The organism is Terrisphaera buseokensis (assembly GCF_047521145.2).
Taxonomy (GTDB): Bacteria; Verrucomicrobiota; Verrucomicrobiia; order Opitutales; family Opitutaceae; genus ER46.
In genome coordinates this window covers 3,938,743-3,955,480 of the sequence record NZ_CM134186.1, presented here as the reverse complement: position 1 = coordinate 3,955,480, position 16,738 = coordinate 3,938,743, and the positions used below count along the sequence as shown (strand labels likewise).

Annotated in this window: 18 protein-coding genes; all 18 read left to right on the top strand. The window is 64.8% G+C overall.

What is annotated here, in order from left to right:
* The first annotated feature begins 32 nt into the window (after positions 1 to 32).
* A complete protein-coding gene (gene fliF / locus ACLJEU_RS14770; protein WP_414661679.1) occupies positions 33 to 1,661 on the top strand; it encodes a flagellar basal-body MS-ring/collar protein FliF in 1,629 nt (542 codons plus the stop codon).
* 19 nt (positions 1,662 to 1,680) lie between these two features.
* On the top strand, positions 1,681 to 2,703 hold the full coding sequence (gene fliG, locus ACLJEU_RS14765) for a flagellar motor switch protein FliG (protein ID WP_414661680.1): 1,023 nt from the start codon (positions 1,681 to 1,683) through the stop codon (positions 2,701 to 2,703).
* A 3-nt stretch (positions 2,704 to 2,706) separates the two neighbouring features.
* The gene (locus ACLJEU_RS14760; protein WP_414661681.1) at positions 2,707 to 3,288 is read left to right on the top strand and encodes a FliH/SctL family protein; all 582 of its coding nucleotides are present in this window, start codon (positions 2,707 to 2,709) and stop codon (positions 3,286 to 3,288) included.
* Positions 3,285 to 4,607 (top strand): FliI/YscN family ATPase, encoded by a 1,323-nt coding sequence (locus ACLJEU_RS14755; RefSeq protein ID WP_414661682.1) that lies wholly within the window; start codon positions 3,285 to 3,287, stop codon positions 4,605 to 4,607. The genes ACLJEU_RS14760 and ACLJEU_RS14755 overlap by 4 nt, the downstream gene beginning before the upstream one ends.
* The gene (locus ACLJEU_RS14750) at positions 4,604 to 5,062 is read left to right on the top strand and encodes a flagellar export protein FliJ (protein WP_414661683.1); all 459 of its coding nucleotides are present in this window, start codon (positions 4,604 to 4,606) and stop codon (positions 5,060 to 5,062) included. Before ACLJEU_RS14755 ends, ACLJEU_RS14750 begins: the two co-directional genes overlap by 4 nt.
* Positions 5,059 to 5,691 carry a hypothetical protein gene (locus ACLJEU_RS14745; RefSeq protein ID WP_414661684.1) on the top strand — a complete coding sequence of 211 codons (633 nt, stop codon included), beginning with the start codon at positions 5,059 to 5,061 and terminating at the stop codon, positions 5,689 to 5,691. The genes ACLJEU_RS14750 and ACLJEU_RS14745 overlap by 4 nt, the downstream gene beginning before the upstream one ends.
* Before the next feature lie 421 nt (positions 5,692 to 6,112).
* Complete coding sequence (locus ACLJEU_RS14740) at positions 6,113 to 7,522, top strand: hypothetical protein (protein WP_414661685.1); 1,410 nt, start codon at positions 6,113 to 6,115, stop codon at positions 7,520 to 7,522.
* A gap of 4 nt (positions 7,523 to 7,526) precedes the next feature.
* Positions 7,527 to 8,000, top strand: a complete 474-nt coding sequence (locus tag ACLJEU_RS14735; protein WP_414661686.1) for a flagellar hook capping FlgD N-terminal domain-containing protein — start codon at positions 7,527 to 7,529, stop codon at positions 7,998 to 8,000.
* Positions 8,001 to 8,018: 18 nt separating this feature from the next.
* The gene (locus ACLJEU_RS14730) at positions 8,019 to 8,888 is read left to right on the top strand and encodes a flagellar hook-basal body protein (protein ID WP_414661687.1); all 870 of its coding nucleotides are present in this window, start codon (positions 8,019 to 8,021) and stop codon (positions 8,886 to 8,888) included.
* Positions 8,889 to 8,981: 93 nt separating this feature from the next.
* Positions 8,982 to 9,602: a flagellar basal body-associated FliL family protein gene (locus ACLJEU_RS14725; protein ID WP_414661688.1), complete on the top strand. Its 621-nt coding sequence runs from the start codon at positions 8,982 to 8,984 to the stop codon at positions 9,600 to 9,602.
* Positions 9,603 to 9,637: 35 nt separating this feature from the next.
* Positions 9,638 to 10,687 (top strand): flagellar motor switch protein FliM, encoded by a 1,050-nt coding sequence (locus tag ACLJEU_RS14720; protein WP_414661689.1) that lies wholly within the window; start codon positions 9,638 to 9,640, stop codon positions 10,685 to 10,687.
* Entirely contained in the window at positions 10,656 to 10,919 is a 264-nt protein-coding gene (fliN, locus tag ACLJEU_RS14715) for a flagellar motor switch protein FliN (RefSeq protein ID WP_414661690.1), read from the top strand. Before ACLJEU_RS14720 ends, fliN begins: the two co-directional genes overlap by 32 nt.
* Positions 10,916 to 11,311, top strand: coding sequence for a flagellar biosynthetic protein FliO (locus ACLJEU_RS14710; RefSeq protein WP_414661691.1), 396 nt, complete (start codon positions 10,916 to 10,918; stop codon positions 11,309 to 11,311). The genes fliN and ACLJEU_RS14710 overlap by 4 nt, the downstream gene beginning before the upstream one ends.
* Positions 11,308 to 12,153, top strand: a complete 846-nt coding sequence (fliP, locus tag ACLJEU_RS14705; RefSeq protein WP_414661692.1) for a flagellar type III secretion system pore protein FliP — start codon at positions 11,308 to 11,310, stop codon at positions 12,151 to 12,153. Before ACLJEU_RS14710 ends, fliP begins: the two co-directional genes overlap by 4 nt.
* A gap of 12 nt (positions 12,154 to 12,165) precedes the next feature.
* Complete coding sequence (locus tag ACLJEU_RS14700) at positions 12,166 to 12,435, top strand: flagellar biosynthetic protein FliQ (protein WP_414661693.1); 270 nt, start codon at positions 12,166 to 12,168, stop codon at positions 12,433 to 12,435.
* Positions 12,436 to 12,481: 46 nt separating this feature from the next.
* Positions 12,482 to 13,234 carry a flagellar biosynthetic protein FliR gene (locus tag ACLJEU_RS14695; protein ID WP_414661694.1) on the top strand — a complete coding sequence of 251 codons (753 nt, stop codon included), beginning with the start codon at positions 12,482 to 12,484 and terminating at the stop codon, positions 13,232 to 13,234.
* A gap of 222 nt (positions 13,235 to 13,456) precedes the next feature.
* Positions 13,457 to 14,560, top strand: a complete 1,104-nt coding sequence (locus tag ACLJEU_RS14690) for an EscU/YscU/HrcU family type III secretion system export apparatus switch protein (RefSeq protein ID WP_414661695.1) — start codon at positions 13,457 to 13,459, stop codon at positions 14,558 to 14,560.
* A 3-nt stretch (positions 14,561 to 14,563) separates the two neighbouring features.
* Entirely contained in the window at positions 14,564 to 16,738 is a 2,175-nt protein-coding gene (flhA, locus tag ACLJEU_RS14685) for a flagellar biosynthesis protein FlhA (RefSeq protein WP_414661696.1), read from the top strand.

Below are 16,738 nucleotides of genomic sequence, written 5' to 3'. Positions count from 1 at the left end.
CGCCCTAACCCTTTTCCGTCACCGTCCGCTCGATGAAGAATTTCACACAGTCTCTCCTGGATCTCTGGAAACAGCTTGGTCTCAACCAGCGCGTTTCCCTGGTGGTCGCCGCCGTGGCGGTCGCCGGCGGTCTCGCGGGCGTCGTCGTGTGGTCGCAGCGACCCGACTTCCAACTGCTGTATGCGCGCATGGGTGAAAAGGACGCGGCCGCCGTCATCAGCCACCTGCAGACGCTGAATATTCCGCACCAACTCACCGCCGGCGGCACTGCGGTGCAGGTGCCGTCCAACATGGTGCACAAGATCCGGATGGATCTTGCGGGCAAGGGGCTGCCGAGCGGCGACGGCGTGGGCTTCGAGATTTTCGACAAGGGCCAGTTCGGACTTTCCGATTTCGTGCAGCGCACGAACTACCTCCGGGCCGTGCAGGGCGAACTGGCCCGCACGATCTCGCAGCTGCATGGCGTGCGCGGCGCGCGCGTCATGATTGTGCAGCCGGAAAACCGCCTGCTGCTCACCGATCAGGGCGTGAAATCCACCGCCTCCGTTTTCGTCGATGTCGGCGGCGGCCGCCTCGAGATCGATCAGGTCAACGCCATCCGCCATCTCGTGGCCAACGCGGTGCAGGGCCTCGGCCCCGATCAAGTGGCCGTGGTCGACAATCGCGGCCGCACGCTTTCAGAGGAGTTGAAACAGGATCCCACGCTCGGCACGGCGTCCTCGCAGATCCGTTACCGTCAGCAGGTCGAGGACTACCTTTCGAAGAAAGTGGAGTCGATGCTCGCCACGGTGATCGGCCCCGGCAACGCGGTGGTGCGCGTCTCCGCCGAAATTGAGACCGAGGCGACCGTGCTCACCTCCGAGAAATACGATCCGGACGGCGCGGTCGTCCGCTCGCAGACGCAGACCGACGACATCACCAATTCATCCGAAGCCCGTTCCGGTGGCGGCGCCGCCGGCGTGTCCGCGAACGTCCCCGACAAGGCCGGCGCGAACGCGGAGGCGTCCAAACCGATTTCGGTGTCCGAGCAGCAGCGCAAAAACCGCACGACCACCTACGAGATCAATCGCGTCACGACGAACACCACCCGCAATCCGGGCACGGTGCGCACGGTGACCGCCGCTGTTTTCATTGCGCCGAAGTTCGTCGTGCCGGCTCCGACGCCCGGCCCCGACGGCAAACCCGTGGTCGCCGCCGCGCAGGTGCAGAAGCGCACTCCGCAGGAACTCGAGGCGCTGCGCCAGGTGGTGATCAACGCCCTCGGACTCAAACCCGCGGCCGGCCAGTCGCTCGATACGCTGGTCTCCCTGCAAGAAACGGAATTCCAGGCACCCGACCTGCAGCTCGCGCAAGCCAACGCGGCGAATTCCGGCGAGACCAAGCTTCAAACCTATTTCGAAATGGCGAGCCGCTGGGTGGCCGTCGGCGGCGCCGCGATCGTCCTGCTGATTTTCATGCGCATGCTGAAGCGCGAAAAGCCCGAGCCGGTGCCGATCGAGGTCCTGACGCTCTCGCCGCAGTCCGGCGGTCGCGCGCTCCCGGCTAACGGCCAGGTCACGCCTGAAATGCTCAACGATCTGATTCGCCAGAAGCCGGCCAACGTGGGCATGGCGCTGCGCGACTGGGTGTCTGCGGGCAACGCCCCGGCAGGCAAGAATTGATCCGACCGCGTTCGTCACCATGTCAGATACCGACTACAGCAAATTGTCCCGGCCCCAGCGGCTCGCGATTTTTCTGATTATCATCGGGCCGGAGGCCGCGGCCGAGGTTCTCCGCCAGTTCGGTGATGCGGAAATCGAGGTCATCTGCCGCGAGATGTCGACGTTCACGGTCGTCCCCACCGAACTGCAGAAACTCTCGCTCGAGGAATTTTCACCGCTCGTCGCGCGCAGCATGGGTTCGGCGCTCGGCGGCATGGCGTTTGCGCAGCGCACGCTCGAGATCGCCAAGGGCGACTACAAGGCTTCGGCGATCGTCGGTCGCATCGGCCCCGGTGGCGGCAGCTCGATCGAGGTCATCAAGGAAATCTCCGAGATGGAAGGCCGTCAGATCTTCAATCTCCTGAAGAGCGAGCAGCCGCAGACGATTTCGTTTCTCCTCTCTTATCTCGACGGCGCGAAAGCCGCCGAAGTCTTCGCCCTGCTGGGACCCGAACTGCGCGAGGAAGTGGTGGAGCGGCTCGGCACGATTGAAAGCACGTCACTCGATCTCGTGAACAAGATCGCGGGCAGTCTGCACCGTCACTGTGCACGCAAGCTGCGGCCCTCGTTCCACCAGAGCGGCGGAGTACGCGTCGCGGCCGACCTGATCAACCAGCTCGACAAGGAAATGAGCAAGGAGCTGATCACCCGGCTCGAGGAGCGCAACGCGACGCTCGGCGCCGCGATCCGCAAGAAGCTTTTCAGTTTCGAGGACATCAACCGGCTGCAGGCGTCGGATCTCCAGCGCGTGCTGCGCGAAGTGGATTCCGCGAACCTCGCGACCGGCATGAAGTCGGCGAGCGCCATGCTCCGCGACCGGATTTACGGCTCCATCTCCAAACGTGCGGCGGAAAGCCTCAAGGAGGAGATCGAGATGCTGGGCGCGGTGCGGCTCAAGGACGTCGAGGCGGCCCAGGAGGCGATCATCGCCGTGGTGCGCCGCCTCGAGGAAGAGGGCCAGATCAGCCTCGATGCCGAGGGCGCCGACAGCGTCGTTTCCTGATTTATGGCTTTCGCAAAACTCATCGCCTTCGACCGTCCGCTCAGCGGCGTGGCCGTCCCCGGCACCGCCGGCCGGGTCTGCTCCGAGCGGGAGATTTCCGTCCGCGAGGAAACCGCCTACCAGCGCGGCGTCGACGCCTCCCGCGCGCTGGCTGACCAGCAGATGGTGGAGTTCCGCGCCGACATCGAACAGCTCGGCGAGGGTGTCTTTCAGAAACTCGCCGGCGTCGAAGCCTCGGTCGTCGCCCAGCTGCGCGAGACGCTGCCGTCCCTCGCCCTCGACATCGCGCGCCGGCTGCTGGCGGGTTACGAGCCGCCGGCTGAGGTTGTCGGTCGCATCTGCGAGGAAGCCTTGAATGAAATCTTTCCCGAACGCGAAAACCTCGAGCTCACCGTCGCGCCCCGCGATGCAGCGCTGCTGGAGAAGCTGAGTCCCGCGTGGCTGCGGCGGTATCCGGGATTGCGGATACGCGCGGACGCGGCGCTCACCACCGGTGACTGCCAGGTGCGCAGCCGGTTCGGCCTGACCGATGCCCGGCTCGAAACCAAGCTCGCGACGATGCAGCACAGCCTTTCACCCGCATGACCGCCGGAGTCGCACCGATCGTCGATGTCCTGCGCACGCAAATCCGGCACCTGCCGGCCGTGCAGCGCGTCGGCACCGTCACCGGTGTTGCGGGTTTGATCATCGAATCCGACGGCCCGAATGTCGGCCTTGGCGAACTCTGCCTCGTGCGCTCCTCGCGCGACAATTTCAGTGTGCGGGCCGAAGTGGTGGGCTTTCGCGAACATCGCGTGCTCCTGATGCCGCTCGGCGAAACCGCCGGGCTGCACGTCGGCTGCGAAGTTGCCGCCGCCGATCGCCCGCCGCTGCCCCGCACCGGACCGGAAATGCTCGGTCGCGTCCTCGACGCCCTCGGTCGTCCATTCGACGGCCTGCCCATGCTGCCGGTGGAACGTGGTTCCGCCTCGAGCGGAGTTCCGCCGCATCCGTTGCGCCGTCAGCGCATCAAGGATCCCTTTGTTACCGGCGTGCGCGCGATCGATGCCTTCATCCCGTTTGGTCGTGGGCAGCGGCTGGGTCTCTTCGCCGGCTCCGGCGTCGGCAAGTCCACGCTGATGGGCATGATTGCCCGCGCCTCCGAGGCGGACGTTGTCGTGATCGCGCTGGTGGGCGAGCGCGGCCGCGAGGTGCGCGAGTTCATCGAGAAGGATCTTGGCCCGGAAGGCATGAAACGCGCCGTCGTGGTCGTCGCAACGTCGGACACACCGGCGCCGCTGCGGCTGCGTGCCGCGTACACCGCCACGTCGATCGCCGAAGGCTGGCGCGACGCCGGCAAGAACGTGCTGTTCATGATGGATTCGGTCACGCGTTTCGCGATGGCCCAACGTGAAATCGGCCTCGCGATCGGCGAGCCGCCCGCAACCCGCGGTTACACGCCGTCGGTGTTCGCCATGTTGCCGCGCCTGCTGGAACGCGCCGGAGCGGGAGAGCAGGGTGCCATCACCGCACTTTACACCGTGCTGGTCGAAGGCGATGACATGAACGAGCCGGTCGCTGACGCCGTTCGCGGTATCCTCGACGGACACATCGTGCTTTCGCGCCAGCTCGCGCACTTCAATCACTATCCCGCGATCGACGTCCTCGAGAGCGTCAGCCGTCTGACCCGTGACGTGTGCGCGCCCGAAGAGGTCGCGCTGACCGGCAAGGCGCGCGAGAACCTCGCGCTGTATCGGAAAAACGAGGACTTGGTGTCCATCGGTGCCTACACCCGGGGTTCGAATCCCGCGCTCGATCACGCCATCGCGCTTCACGATCCGCTGCGGCACTTTCTCTGCCAGTCGACGCACGAGCACACCGCCCGCGCGCAGACGTTTGCCACTCTCAAGAAGGTGATCGGATGAAACGGTTTCGCTTCTCCCTCCAGGCGGTCGCCGTGTTGCGGGCGCACCACGAGCTCAAGGCCCGCGAGGCGTTCGCGGCCGCGGTGCAGGCGCATCGCCAGACCGATGAAGCGCTCGCCCTGGTGCGCGCGCGGGTGACGGCGTTCGAGGTCGCGCTGGCGGCGCGCCGGCAGCAGCGTTTCTCCGCCGCCGACGAAGCGCAGACGCTCGGCGCCTACCGGCAGGAATGCAGCGCCGAGGCCGAGGCCGAGAAGGTGATGCACGCCGCGCGCGCCGTCATGCAGCAGCGGCGCGCGGACTATCTGGATGCGCATCGCAAGGTCGAAGTCGTCAAGCGTCTCGAGGTGAAGGCCCGCACGCGACACCGGCTCGCCGGTCTGCGCGAGGAACAGGCGATCTTCGATGACACCGCCGGCTATCGTTTCGTCACCCGCCGCGCCGCTCTTTCCGTATGAATGCGAAGCTTCAAAATCCTCTGATCGTGACCGCGCTCAGTCTCCTGTTGAGCGTGGGCATGGGCGTGGGCCTGACCTGGCGTCCGCTGAGCGAGCTCGTCCTCAAGGCCGCCGAGGCGGCGAAGCCGGTGGCGAAGGCCGTCGAGGAGACGGTCATCCTGCGCGCCAAGGGCTGGGACTTCTGGACGATCGAGATCGAAAACCTCTCGAACGAGCTGAAGGAAGAACGCGCGCGCTTGAAAAAACAGGCGGATGCACTGGAGCAGCGCGCGGCCCGCGTCGCGACCGAGGAGAAGGAATTTGCCAAGCTGCGCGTCGAGATTGAAGGCCTGCGCAAGCAGATCGGCGACAAGCTCATCGAGATCTCCGTCGACGAGGCCAAGAACATCAAGACGCTCGCGACGACCTACACGAACGTCACGGCCAAGGGCGCGGTCGCGATCTTCAAGGAGATGGATGACACGACCGCGGTGAAGATTCTCTCGTTGATGAAGCCCGACATCGTCGCGCCGATCTTCGAGGAGATGAGCAAGGCCGCGGCCAGTGATCCGGCCATGGCCAAGCGCGCCGCCGTCCTTTCCGAAAAGCTGCGCATGATGAAGGCCACCAAGCCGGGCACCGCTTCCTGAACAACCACAACCCGCGTCACGGATCGACGCGGTCGCAGGCCATGGACGGTGACATGACATGCAACTCTCAAATAACACCGTATCGTCCGATCCGAATTTCTTTGCCCAACTCGCGCCTGGGACCGATTCCGCTGGCAGCTCCGGGTTCGATGCCGCCACCACCGGCGAGGGCACTCAGTTTGAAGCGGTCATCGCCGAACTGGAGGAGCCGTCTCCAAACGTTGGAGACGACGCCGCGACGGCCGCCGCCCAGAGCGGCGTGTGGCTGGGGCAGGCAACTCCCCCTGAGCCGGTCGCCTGTATCGGCGTGATTGCGCCTGAAGGCGTCGTGAGTGCCGAGGCCCTGGATGGCGGCGAATCGTCCGACACCGGGGCCAACGCGCCCGAAGTGCCCGGGTTTCCCCCCGGCCACGCCCGCGGTTTGGGCCACGGCATCAAGAAAGAAATCGCGCTGCAGCATGCCGCCGCTGTCACGCATTTGGCTCCCGGATTGAAGGCTGGCCCGAAAGCTTCGGAGGAGGGCGTGGTCAGCGCCGACTCCACGACGGTCACGGCGGGGCCGATCGATCCCGCGCTCATAAACGTGTTCGGCGACGGTCGGGTGAATTCGTCGCGCGAAATCGGCCGCTTCGATCCGACGAACGGCATCGGCCGGTCGGCAGAGACCGAGTTCGTTCCTTCTGATTTGACGGGCAGTACGGCGCCCGAGTCCGTGGGCAACGGTGCCTTCGCCGGAAACGGCCTCCTGAATCCAAAGCTCGGGTCGCAGGTGCGCGCCGAACCGCGCGCCTCCAGTCCGACCCTGCCGTCCGCGCAGGCCGCCGAGAACTCCGCCGTCGATGCCATGGTTGCGGCCGGCATCACGGTGAAGGAATTGGGCGCCGACCGCGGCTTGAAGTCGGCCTTGGCAGCCGCAGCCACGACGACGGAGGAATCGGACACTGCCACCATTCCCGATGGGACGACGTCCGAAATGATGTCCGTGATCGCGTCGTCGCATCCGGTCGGGCCGGCCGCCGCACGGAACACGTCCGCGCGGGCGGATGGCAGCCGTCCGAATGCGACCCCGGCAAATTCTGCCGTTTCGTCCGACGTCGTTTTGGCGGACGAAACAACGTCGGACGAGGCGACGGATAAAAGTTTTGTAAGCGCTGATGGACAGTCGGTTGAGCCGGAGCGGAAGCGCCTTGGCATCGACAGTGCTAAAACGGGTCTGACCATGTTCGCCCGTTACCACCCGACCGCTTTGCAGCACCCTGCGTCTGACTACGCGGCCGCTGCCATTGCTCCGGTGGCTTCGGGTTTGGAAGCGGCAACCGCACCGGACAAAACGCTCGAAGCGCAGGCAGTGAGCTCGGCCCACGAGGCGGTTGAAGTGGTGTTGCAGGCCGCACGTCAGGCTGAGTCCCGCGAACAGAAATGGGTCAGCCTGCAGTTCAGGGTGGGGGATGCGGATCTTTCCGTGCGGGTTGAACTCCGCGCTGATCAAGTCCGCACCACCTTCCGGACGGATTCCGCCGAACTTCGCAACGCGCTTTCGCATGAGTGGCAGTCCGTCTCGGCCTCGTCTTCCTCGGGCGATCGCCATATCCGGATCGCGCCCGCCGTTTTCACGTCGTCTGATCAATCGGCGACGCATGACGGTTCTCCGAACGATGCGTCGTCGCGGCAGCGCGAGCAGCACGCCCAGCGCGAATTGGCTGAAAACGCCTTCGCCGGACTCCGTCAGATTCGCGGCACCGCCCACGTGGTCCCTGTTCCTTCCCCGGCGCTGGCGGCCCAGCCTTCCCTGGCCGGGCGTCACTCGCTCCACCTGCACACGCACGCCTGATCCCATGGCCACCATTTCTCCCGTTTCCTCCACCACCACCGCAGCCAGCAGCAGCGATGCGCTGCCGGGCTCGACCCGGGTCCCGCAAAAAGTTCTGGGTCGCGACGACTTCATGAAGCTGCTGGCCGTGCAGTTTCAGATGCAGGATCCGATGAAGCCGATGGAGGACACCGCCTTCATCGCACAGACCGCGCAGTTCACCTCCCTCGAGCAAACGACCACGATGGCGAACGAGCTCACGCAGCTTCGCACCGACCAGCAGCGCGTCGTCGCGAATTCCTATCTTGGTCACAAGGTCACGGTCGATCTCGGTGACGGCAAATCCACCTCTGGCGACGTCACGGCCATCGACAACTCCGGCACCGCGCCGCGTCTCGTGGTCGGCGACAAGTCCTTCGCTCTTTCCGCAGTGCTCCGGGTGGAGCCCAGCGTTGTCTCCGCTCCCATGTCAGCTTCGCAAAGCGGAGCCAAATACTAACCAGCTACCCATTACACCATGTCACTCATCGGCACACTCGGCAGCGGCGTCAGCGCCCTGCGCACGTTCATGAAAGGTCTCGAGGTCATCGGCGCGAACATCGCGAACGTGAACACCACCGGCTACAAGAGCTCCGAGGCGAAGTACGCGGACAGCTTCAGCAACATTCTCCAGCGCTCGTCTCCGTCCACCGCGACGACTTCCAATTCGCCGTCGACCGGCATCGGCACCGGCGTGGTCCTCGCGGGCGTCAGCACCAATTTCAGCCAGGGTTCACTCGGCAGCACCGGCAAGGAGACCGATCTCGGCATCTCCGGCAACGGCTTCTTCCACGTGAAGAACGTCGTCGACTCGACCGAGTACGCGACCCGTTCGGGCGACTTCCGCTGGGACGATCAAGGCTACCTCGTCTCGCCCCAGGGCTTCCGCGTGCAGGGCGCGACGGGCGCGGGTCTCACCACCCTCGGCGACGTCAAGCTCGGCACCCCGCCGGTGGGATCGCAGCGTCAGGCCGTCACGATCGACAAGGCCGGCAACGTCGTTGAGTTCTATTCCGACGGTTCGTCCGCCACGACGAACCAGGTGCTCATCCAGACCTTCAACGATCCCTCGGCGCTCGTGAAGGAAGGCAATAACCTCTATTCGGGTCTGCTCGCTGCCGGTGCGGTCGGCGCGGCCGCCGGCTCGACTGCCCTGCAGGTCGCGGTGAACAAGCCCGGCACCAACGGTCTCGGTTTGATCCAGTCCGGTACCCTCGAACTTTCGAACGTCGATCTCACCGATCAATTCGCGAATCTCATCACGACGCAGCGCAGTTTCCAGGCCGCGTCCCGCCTCATCACGGTTTCCGACAGCGTCCTCGAGGACATCGTCAACTTGAAGCGCTGATTCGTCGCCGGGTGGAAAACGGTTCGCGCCCGCGGGCGACGCCGGATTTCCGCCGGTTTCCTTTCATCACTCGATCCAACTCCCGTCCCCGTCATGTCGACACCTGCAAAATCCGAAACACCCGCCAAGGGCGCGGCGAAGCCCGAGGCTGCCGCCGAGGGTGCGGCGGGCGCGGCTGCGCCGGCCGGTGGCGCCAAAGCCTGGCTGCCCGTGATTGCGGCGCTGATTCTCGCGCCGGCGGCCACGTGGGCCACCGTGGAATTCGTGCTCGTGCCGCGGCTGCAGAAGAAGCTCGCGGTCGCTCCCGCCGGTGAACACGGCGCCGAGGCCGCGGCTCCGGCTGCGCATGCGGCACCCTCGGGTGGCCACGGCGGCAAGCCGGCCAAGGAAGGGAAGGAAGGTAAGGGCGGCGGTGGCGCGAATTTCGAGTTTACGAACGTCGTCGTGAACCTCGCGGGCACGATGGGCACGCGTTACCTCAAGACCAGTTTCATCATCACCGGCGCGGATCCGAACATCCGCGCGGTGTTCGAGGGCGCAAAGCCCAAGCTCACCGACGTCACGCTCAACGTCCTGTCGTCGCTGACCCTGGCCGAGCTCGAGGAGCCGGGGGCGAAGAACCTGATCCGCGAAAAGCTGGTCACGGCGTACAACCAGGCGCTCGGGCGCAAGGTCGCCGATCAAGTCTACTTCTCGGACTTTGTCGTCCAATAAACACCCACGGCGGTCGCTGACCGCCGCCCGCCGCCATGGCCGACGAACCCTCCAAACCCGCCTCCGAGTTTCTCGATCAATCCGAGATCGATCGCATTCTCGCGCAGCAGCAGGCGGAGGCGCAGGCGCCGCAGGGCGGGGTGGTCACGGCCGACCGCCCGGTGTCGAACCGCAAGGTCGAGTCCTTCGATTTTCGCAACCCGGCCTTCCTGTCCGAGGCGGAACTGCGCCGGCTGCGGCTGCTGCATGAGGATTTCATCCGCTACCTCAGCGCCCGGCTTTCGCTCTACTTCCGCATGGAGTTCGGCCTCAAGATGGCGAACCTCACGACGGTCGCGTATTCAAAATTCACGGACTCGCTGCCGAATCCGACGCACCTGAGCCTCTTCAAGGTCGAGCCGCTGTCCGGCGTCGGCATCCTCGAGCTCAATCCGCGTCTCGCGCTGACGATCGCGGACCGTCTCCTCGGCGGCAAGGGCACGCTGGTCAAGGCCGACCGTTATCTCACCGAGATCGAAATCGCGCTGATCGAGGACATCATCCTGATTCTTCTCGAGGAATGGTGCAACCAGTGGAAGGCCGAGCAGGAACTGCGTCCGTCCATCATCGGCTACGAGAACAACGGCCGTTTTCTCCAAACGTCGCCCCGCGACGCCATCATGCTGGCCATGACGCTCGAGTGCACCTTCGGGGACTGCACGGAACAGATTCAAATCGGCGTGCCGTACTACACGATCGAGCCGCTCGTGAAAAAGATGCAGGCCCGCCGGCAGAAGGATGCCGCGGTCGTGATGGCGCCAAAGCGCGCCGAATGGCAGCCGGCGTACGATCGCATCTCGATGCCGCTGCGGGCCGAGTGGGATGCCTTCGAGCTCACGCTGCGCGAAGTCACCAACCTGCGGGTCGGCGACGTGATCGAGATGCAGCCGGCGATCTGCGCCGAGACCCGCGTGCTCCTGAACGGAGCGCCCAAATTTGTCGGTACTGTAGGTCTCGATACAGACCGCGTCGCGGTTCAGCTGACGCGCAAACTTCCCACCGAGGAATCTCTCCATGGCAAATCTGACGGACGAAAAGTCTCTTGATATCCTGCTCGACGTGAAGGTGAAGGTGACCGTCCAGCTCGGATCGGTCCTGCTCCCGATGCGCGAGGTCCTTGAACTTGCCCCCGGCTCCGTCGTGCAGCTCACGCAGCACGCGAGCGATCCGGTGGGACTGTACGTGAACGACAAGCTCGTGGCGTACGGCGAAGTGGTCGTGGTCGAGGACAACTTCGGCATCAAGATCACGGAACTCGTCGGCAGCGCCAAGCAATGAAGGCCCTGCGCGCCACGTTTGCCGCGTTTGTCCTGCTCTGGAGCCTGACGGCTTTCGCGGCGGAGGATGACAAGGTGTTTGTCCCCGGAGCGTCGAAGGCGGAAGGCCCCGGCGCGGCGACCGCTTCGAGCCTCGGCTCGATGTCGCTGCTGCTCGGCGCGGCGCTGGCCGGCGTCGGTGGCTGGTTGGTGTGGCGCAATCGTCGGGGCACCCCGGTGGGCCGCGATCTGCGGGCCCTGGCCATCGAGGAAACGCGCTCGCTCGGCAACCGGCAGTTCCTTGTCGTCGCTTCCTACGAGGGAAAGAAGTTTTTGATCGGCGTCTGCCCGGGGCGGATTGACCTGGTGTCGGCATTGAACGGCCCCGCCGTGAAGGAACCGTCGCGCGAATGAAACGGTTCGTCGTCGCCCTGCTGTTTTCGGTCCTGACTCCCTTCCTGCTGGCCCAGGCGCCCGCGCCCGCGGCCGGGAATCCGACCGTGGTGCCGGCCGCGGCTGGCACACCGGTGCTGCCAAGTGGAAACGCGAGCGCGCCGGTCTCCGCGACGGTGACGGCGCCGTCGTCGCCGCTGAAGCTGAACATCGGGCTGGAGGGCACGGGCGAACGCGGCGAGGTGAGCGTGGCGCTGCAGGTCGTGCTGATCATGACGTTGCTGTCGGTGGCGCCGTCGATCGTGCTCCTGATGACGAGCTTCACGCGCATCGTCATCGTACTTGGTTTTGTGCGCACCGCGCTCGGCACACCCAGCGCGCCGTCGAATCAGATTGTTGTCGGTCTCTCGCTCTTCCTGACCTTTTTCCTCATGGGGCCGGTCATCGATCGGGTGAACAACGAGGCGGTGCGGCCGTACCTCGACGGCAAGATCACGTCGCTCGAGGCGGTCGACAAAGCCACGGTGCCGCTGAAGCAATTCATGTTGAAGCAAACGCGATCGCGCGACGTGGAGTACTTTCTCCAGCTCGGCGGCTTCGGACCCACGGCGGTGAAGGACCTGCCGATGCGCGTCGTGATTCCGGCCTTCGTGATCAGCGAATTGCAGACGGCGTTCCAGATGGGATTCCTGCTCTTTCTGCCGTTCCTCGTGATCGATTTCCTGGTGTCGTCCGTCCTGATGGCGCTCGGCATGATGATGATGCCGCCGGTCACGGTCGCGTTGCCATTGAAGCTGCTCCTTTTCGTCCTCGTCGACGGCTGGCACCTCGTGGTGCGGTCGCTCGTGCAGAGTTTCGGTTGAAACCATCGCCTCATGAATCCCGACCTCGCGATCGATCTCTTCAAATCCACGGTGATGTTCGCCCTCTACGTCGTCGCGCCCTTTCTCGGCGCCACGCTCGCGGTCGGCTTGATCGCCAGTCTGATCCAGTCGGTGACGAGCCTGCAGGAACAGACGCTGACCTTCGTGCCAAAGCTGCTCGCGCTCGCCGGACTGATCCTGCTGCTCGCGCCGTGGCTGCTGCGGTCGTTGTCGGAGTTCACGATCACGACGCTGACCCGCATGGGCGGTCTCGGGCCCTGACGCTGCAGTGGCGCGCGACCCGGCGGTTTGAACTTCTGATCATCCCATGAGCCTCGATTACGGCTTTGCGTGGATGATGATCCTGTTTCGTTCGATCGGGGTGATCCTGCAGCTGCCGGTGATCGCGGGTCGCCAGATTCCGATCCCGGTGCGGATTTCGCTCGGTGCGTGCCTGGCCACCCTGCTGGCGGGAATCGTGCCGGCGGCGCGCGTTCCGGCTCAGCTGCCGACGTTGGTGACGGTCGTGGTGATCGAACTCATCATCGGGCTCGCGATGGGTTTTGTCGTGCGACTGGCCTTTGGGGCGGTCGACATGGCGGGCCGGTTGATCTCGACGGAAATTGGACTGATGGCGTCGCCGGGCCTCGGCGCACCGGAGCCGGCGTCGGAGCCGCTCGCCGCGTTGCTGTCCACGTTCGCCGTCGTGTTGTTCTTTCTGTTCGGCGCGCACCAGATGGTGCTCACGGCGTTTGCGAAGAGTTTCTACATGGCGGGGGCGGGGCGGGGGAGTTTCGACGTCAACGCGGCCGACTCGCTCATTCGCAGCACGGCGCTGCTCATTGAACTCGGGCTGCGGATTGCGGCGCCGTTCATCGCGATGAACTTTCTCATCACGCTCGCGTTTTCCGTGCTGGGCCGGGCGGTGCCGAAGATGAATGTCTTCATCGTGAGCTTCTCGGCCCGCGCCCTCGTTGGCTTCGGATTGCTGAGCGTCGCCGGCGCGTTGATTGCGCGTTACTTGTTCGTGGAGTTTGGCGCCATGCCGTTTCGCATGCTGCAACTCCTGCCCCGGTCGTAGGACGGGCATCTGGTGGTTTTTCAACGCCGGTTCGGGGTGCCCGCTGCGCTCGGCTGGGGGCGCGACTAGCGGCAAAAATTGCCGCATCTTTAGACCTTTTTGGAGAATTGTGGCGGCGGGGAAAGACGGCGCATTCGGAAATGTTTAAACCGCTGGACGGCAGTGGCTAAAAACCGCTTCGAGACCCTTGGCACCAGCGTTGCTTAAGTGGGCCTCGACCGCATGTCAGACCACGACCAGGACCAAAAAACCGAGCAGGCGTCCGAGAAGAAACTCTCCGAGGCGGCGGAGCGTGGACAGTTCGCCAAGTCGCATGAACTGACGGTCCTGTTTCCCCTGGCAGCGGTGCTCGGTGTTTTGACGCTCACGGCGCAGTCGGCATCGCGCGACGTATCCGAATACGCGGTCAGCATGTTCACGAATTTCGCAACGACGTCGCTGTCGTCGGATACGGTCACGGTGCAGATCGGCGATGCGATGGCCACGTTCGGGCGCGCGATCGCGCCGTTCCTTGTGGCAGTGGTGATTGCGGTGCTGCTGGCGAGCGGCGCGCAGAGCGGCTTCCAACTTTCGCCGAAGGCCATCGGCTTCAAGCTCGAGAATCTTGATCCGATCGCGGGTTTCGGGCGCGTTTTTTCCAAGACCGCACTGGTTCACAGTTGCATCGACCTGCTGAAGCTCGGTGCGATTGGCAGCGCGCTCTGGCTCGGCGCCCGCGGCCTGATGCACGATCCGCTGTTCAGCGCGCCGGTGGAGGCCGCCTATCTCGGCCAGTTCATCAACAGCGCGACGATCCTTTTCCTGACCCGGCTGCTGTTCGCGCTCGGCATCGTCGCTGCGATCAGTTTCGGCTACGAAAAATTCAAGACCTCGCGTGAGATGATGATGACGCGCGAGGAAGTGAAGGAGGAGCGCCGTCAGTCTGAAGGTGACGCCATGACGAAGGCCGCGATGCGCCGGATGGCCCGCCGCCTGATGCAGACGCAGATGCTCGACGCGGTGAAGACCGCCGATGTCGTCGTGACGAATCCCACCCACTTTGCGGTCGCCTTGAAATACGAGCGCGGTGTCGATCAGGCGCCGGTGGTGCTGGCGAAGGGCGAAAACCGTTTTGCCCAGCGCATCAAGGCCATCGCCGCCGAGAATGGCGTGCCGATGGTGGAGAACAAGCCGGTCGCGCGCCTGCTCTTCGCCATGGGCAAGGTCGGCGAGACGATTCCCGGGGAGCTTTACCAGGCGGTCGCCGCGATTCTCGCCGTGGTGTATCGGACTCATCGATACTACTTCCACCGTTTGAAGGCCCGCCGCATGGAGGCGTCCGCTTAAGCCATGAGCGCTGTTCCCCTGGCCAATCCGGTCTCGAACCTGCTGAAGCGGGCCGATCTCGTCTTCACCGGCGGACTGTTCCTGACCGTCCTCCTGCTGATCATGCCGATTCCGGCGGTCATGCTGGATGCGCTGCTGGCGTTGAACATCGGCCTCTCGCTGCTGGTGCTGCTGGCGATCGTCTACGTCAAGGATCCGCCCGAGCTGTCCAGCTTTCCGACCCTGCTGCTCGCGCTCACGCTTTTCCGGCTCGCGCTCAACATCAGCACGACGCGCCAGGTGCTCGTGCACGGCTACGCCGGCCAGGTCATCGAGGCCTTCGGTCACTTCGTCATTCAGGGCAACTATGTCGTCGGTGCGGTGGTGTTCCTGATTCTTGTCGTGATCAACTTCGTGGTGATCACGAAGGGCGCGGGCCGCATCGCCGAGGTGAGCGCGCGTTTCACCCTCGACGCTCTGCCCGGCAAACAGATGGCCATCGATGCCGAGCTCAACGCCGGGATCATCGACGAGGTCACGGCCACGAGTCGCCGCCTCAAGGTGCAGAAGGAGGCCGACTTTTACGGTGCGATGGACGGTGCGTCGAAGTTTGTGCGCGGCGACGCCATCGCCGGCATCATCATCACGCTCGTCAACGTCATCGGCGGTTTCGCCATCGGCGTGCTGCAGATGGGCATGTCGCTCGGCGAGGCGCTGCAGAAGTTCACGCTGCTCTCGATCGGTGACGGCCTCGTCTCCCAGATTCCCGCCCTGATCCTTTCCGTTGGCGCCGGTATCCTCGTCACGCGCGCGTCCGACAGCATGAACGTCGGCGCGCAGGTGGCCGGTCAGCTTTTCCGTTATCCCCGTGCCATCAAAATCACCGCTGGCATGCTGGCGGTGTTCGGTCTGATGCCGGGCATGCCGTTGCTCCCGTTTCTCGGTCTCGCCGGTGCCGCGGCCTTTCTCGGTCGCATCCTGCGTGAGGAGGAGGAACGGACCGGCAGTCCGCTGGGGCTCGACACCAGCATGACCAACAAGCCTGTGGCGGCGGCGGGCAAGGCCGGCAAACCGGGCGAACCCGCGGCTGCGGATCAAAAGGCCGGCGGCGGTCCGGAGGATGTGCGCAAGCTCATCGAAGTGGACGTTTTCGCGATCGAGATCGGCTACGGCCTGCTCAGCCTCGCGGATGCGAAGTCCGGCGGCGAACTGCTCGCCCGCGTGACCGGTGTGCGCAAGGCGCTGGCGCGGGAAAAGGGCATCGTGGTGCCGCCGGTGTCGGTGCGCGACAATCTGGAACTCGAGCCCAACGAGTATCGTTTTCTGCTCCGCGGCAAGCCGGTGGCCAAGGGCCAGCTGATGCCCGGGCGCTGCCTTGCGATGAACGTCGCCGGCAGCAAGGTCCGCCTCAAGGGCGTCGCCACGCGCGAGCCGGTGTTTCACCTCGACGCCACGTGGATCGACGAGGCGGAGAAGAAGACCGCTGAGATCAACGGCTTCACCGTCGTCGATCCGGCATCGGTGTTGATCACGCATCTTTCCGAGACGCTGAAGTCCAACGCGCACCACCTCCTCGGCCGCCAGGAAGTGCAGGCGATCGTCGACCATCTCAAGCAGGCGCAGCCGGCGCTCATCGCTGAACTGCTGCCGGACCTCGTCACGCTCGGCATCATCCAGCGTGTCTTCCAGAATCTCCTGCGCGAGAACGTGGCGATCCTGAACCAGCCGCTGATTCTCGAGGGCATCGCTGATTTTGCGTCGCTGTCCAAGAACCCGGACGATCTCAGCGAACTCGTTCGCCGGCGCCTCGGGCTGTATTTTGTGCCCGAATACGAGTGCCGTCCGGGCGTCGTGCGCGCCGTGACCCTCGATCCGCGCCTCGAGCAGTGGCTCGCGACCAAGGTGCACCGCTCGCCGACCGAGGTGGGTCTCTCGCTGGATCCGGCCACGGGCCGCCACGTGATGGAACAGATCACGAAGCACACCGCCGAGATGATGCAGCAGGGCCAGCCGGTGGTCATCATCGTGTCGGCCGAGATTCGTCTGCCGTTGAAACGCTTCTTCGAGTCGTCCTTCCCGCGCGTGACGGTCCTGTCGTACCAGGAGCTGCCGTCCGCCACTGAAATTGAAAACGCCGGCATCATCACCGCGCCGCCGCACGTGGCGCGCGCCGAGGTGCCGTTGAAAGCCGCCGCCTGA

Coding starts and splice junctions, on each gene's coding strand:
- ACLJEU_RS14760 (WP_414661681.1), top strand. CDS start 2,707: ATGGCTTTCGCAAAACTCATCGCCTTCGACCGTCCGCTCAGCGGCGTG.
- fliP (WP_414661692.1), top strand. CDS start 11,308: ATGAAACGGTTCGTCGTCGCCCTGCTGTTTTCGGTCCTGACTCCCTTC.
- ACLJEU_RS14695 (WP_414661694.1), top strand. CDS start 12,482: ATGAGCCTCGATTACGGCTTTGCGTGGATGATGATCCTGTTTCGTTCG.
- ACLJEU_RS14730 (WP_414661687.1), top strand. CDS start 8,019: ATGTCACTCATCGGCACACTCGGCAGCGGCGTCAGCGCCCTGCGCACG.
- fliN (WP_414661690.1), top strand. CDS start 10,656: ATGGCAAATCTGACGGACGAAAAGTCTCTTGATATCCTGCTCGACGTG.
- ACLJEU_RS14690 (WP_414661695.1), top strand. CDS start 13,457: ATGTCAGACCACGACCAGGACCAAAAAACCGAGCAGGCGTCCGAGAAG.
- ACLJEU_RS14750 (WP_414661683.1), top strand. CDS start 4,604: ATGAAACGGTTTCGCTTCTCCCTCCAGGCGGTCGCCGTGTTGCGGGCG.
- ACLJEU_RS14735 (WP_414661686.1), top strand. CDS start 7,527: ATGGCCACCATTTCTCCCGTTTCCTCCACCACCACCGCAGCCAGCAGC.
- ACLJEU_RS14725 (WP_414661688.1), top strand. CDS start 8,982: ATGTCGACACCTGCAAAATCCGAAACACCCGCCAAGGGCGCGGCGAAG.
- ACLJEU_RS14700 (WP_414661693.1), top strand. CDS start 12,166: ATGAATCCCGACCTCGCGATCGATCTCTTCAAATCCACGGTGATGTTC.
- ACLJEU_RS14720 (WP_414661689.1), top strand. CDS start 9,638: ATGGCCGACGAACCCTCCAAACCCGCCTCCGAGTTTCTCGATCAATCC.
- fliG (WP_414661680.1), top strand. CDS start 1,681: ATGTCAGATACCGACTACAGCAAATTGTCCCGGCCCCAGCGGCTCGCG.
- ACLJEU_RS14755 (WP_414661682.1), top strand. CDS start 3,285: ATGACCGCCGGAGTCGCACCGATCGTCGATGTCCTGCGCACGCAAATC.
- ACLJEU_RS14710 (WP_414661691.1), top strand. CDS start 10,916: ATGAAGGCCCTGCGCGCCACGTTTGCCGCGTTTGTCCTGCTCTGGAGC.
- flhA (WP_414661696.1), top strand. CDS start 14,564: ATGAGCGCTGTTCCCCTGGCCAATCCGGTCTCGAACCTGCTGAAGCGG.
- ACLJEU_RS14745 (WP_414661684.1), top strand. CDS start 5,059: ATGAATGCGAAGCTTCAAAATCCTCTGATCGTGACCGCGCTCAGTCTC.
- fliF (WP_414661679.1), top strand. CDS start 33: ATGAAGAATTTCACACAGTCTCTCCTGGATCTCTGGAAACAGCTTGGT.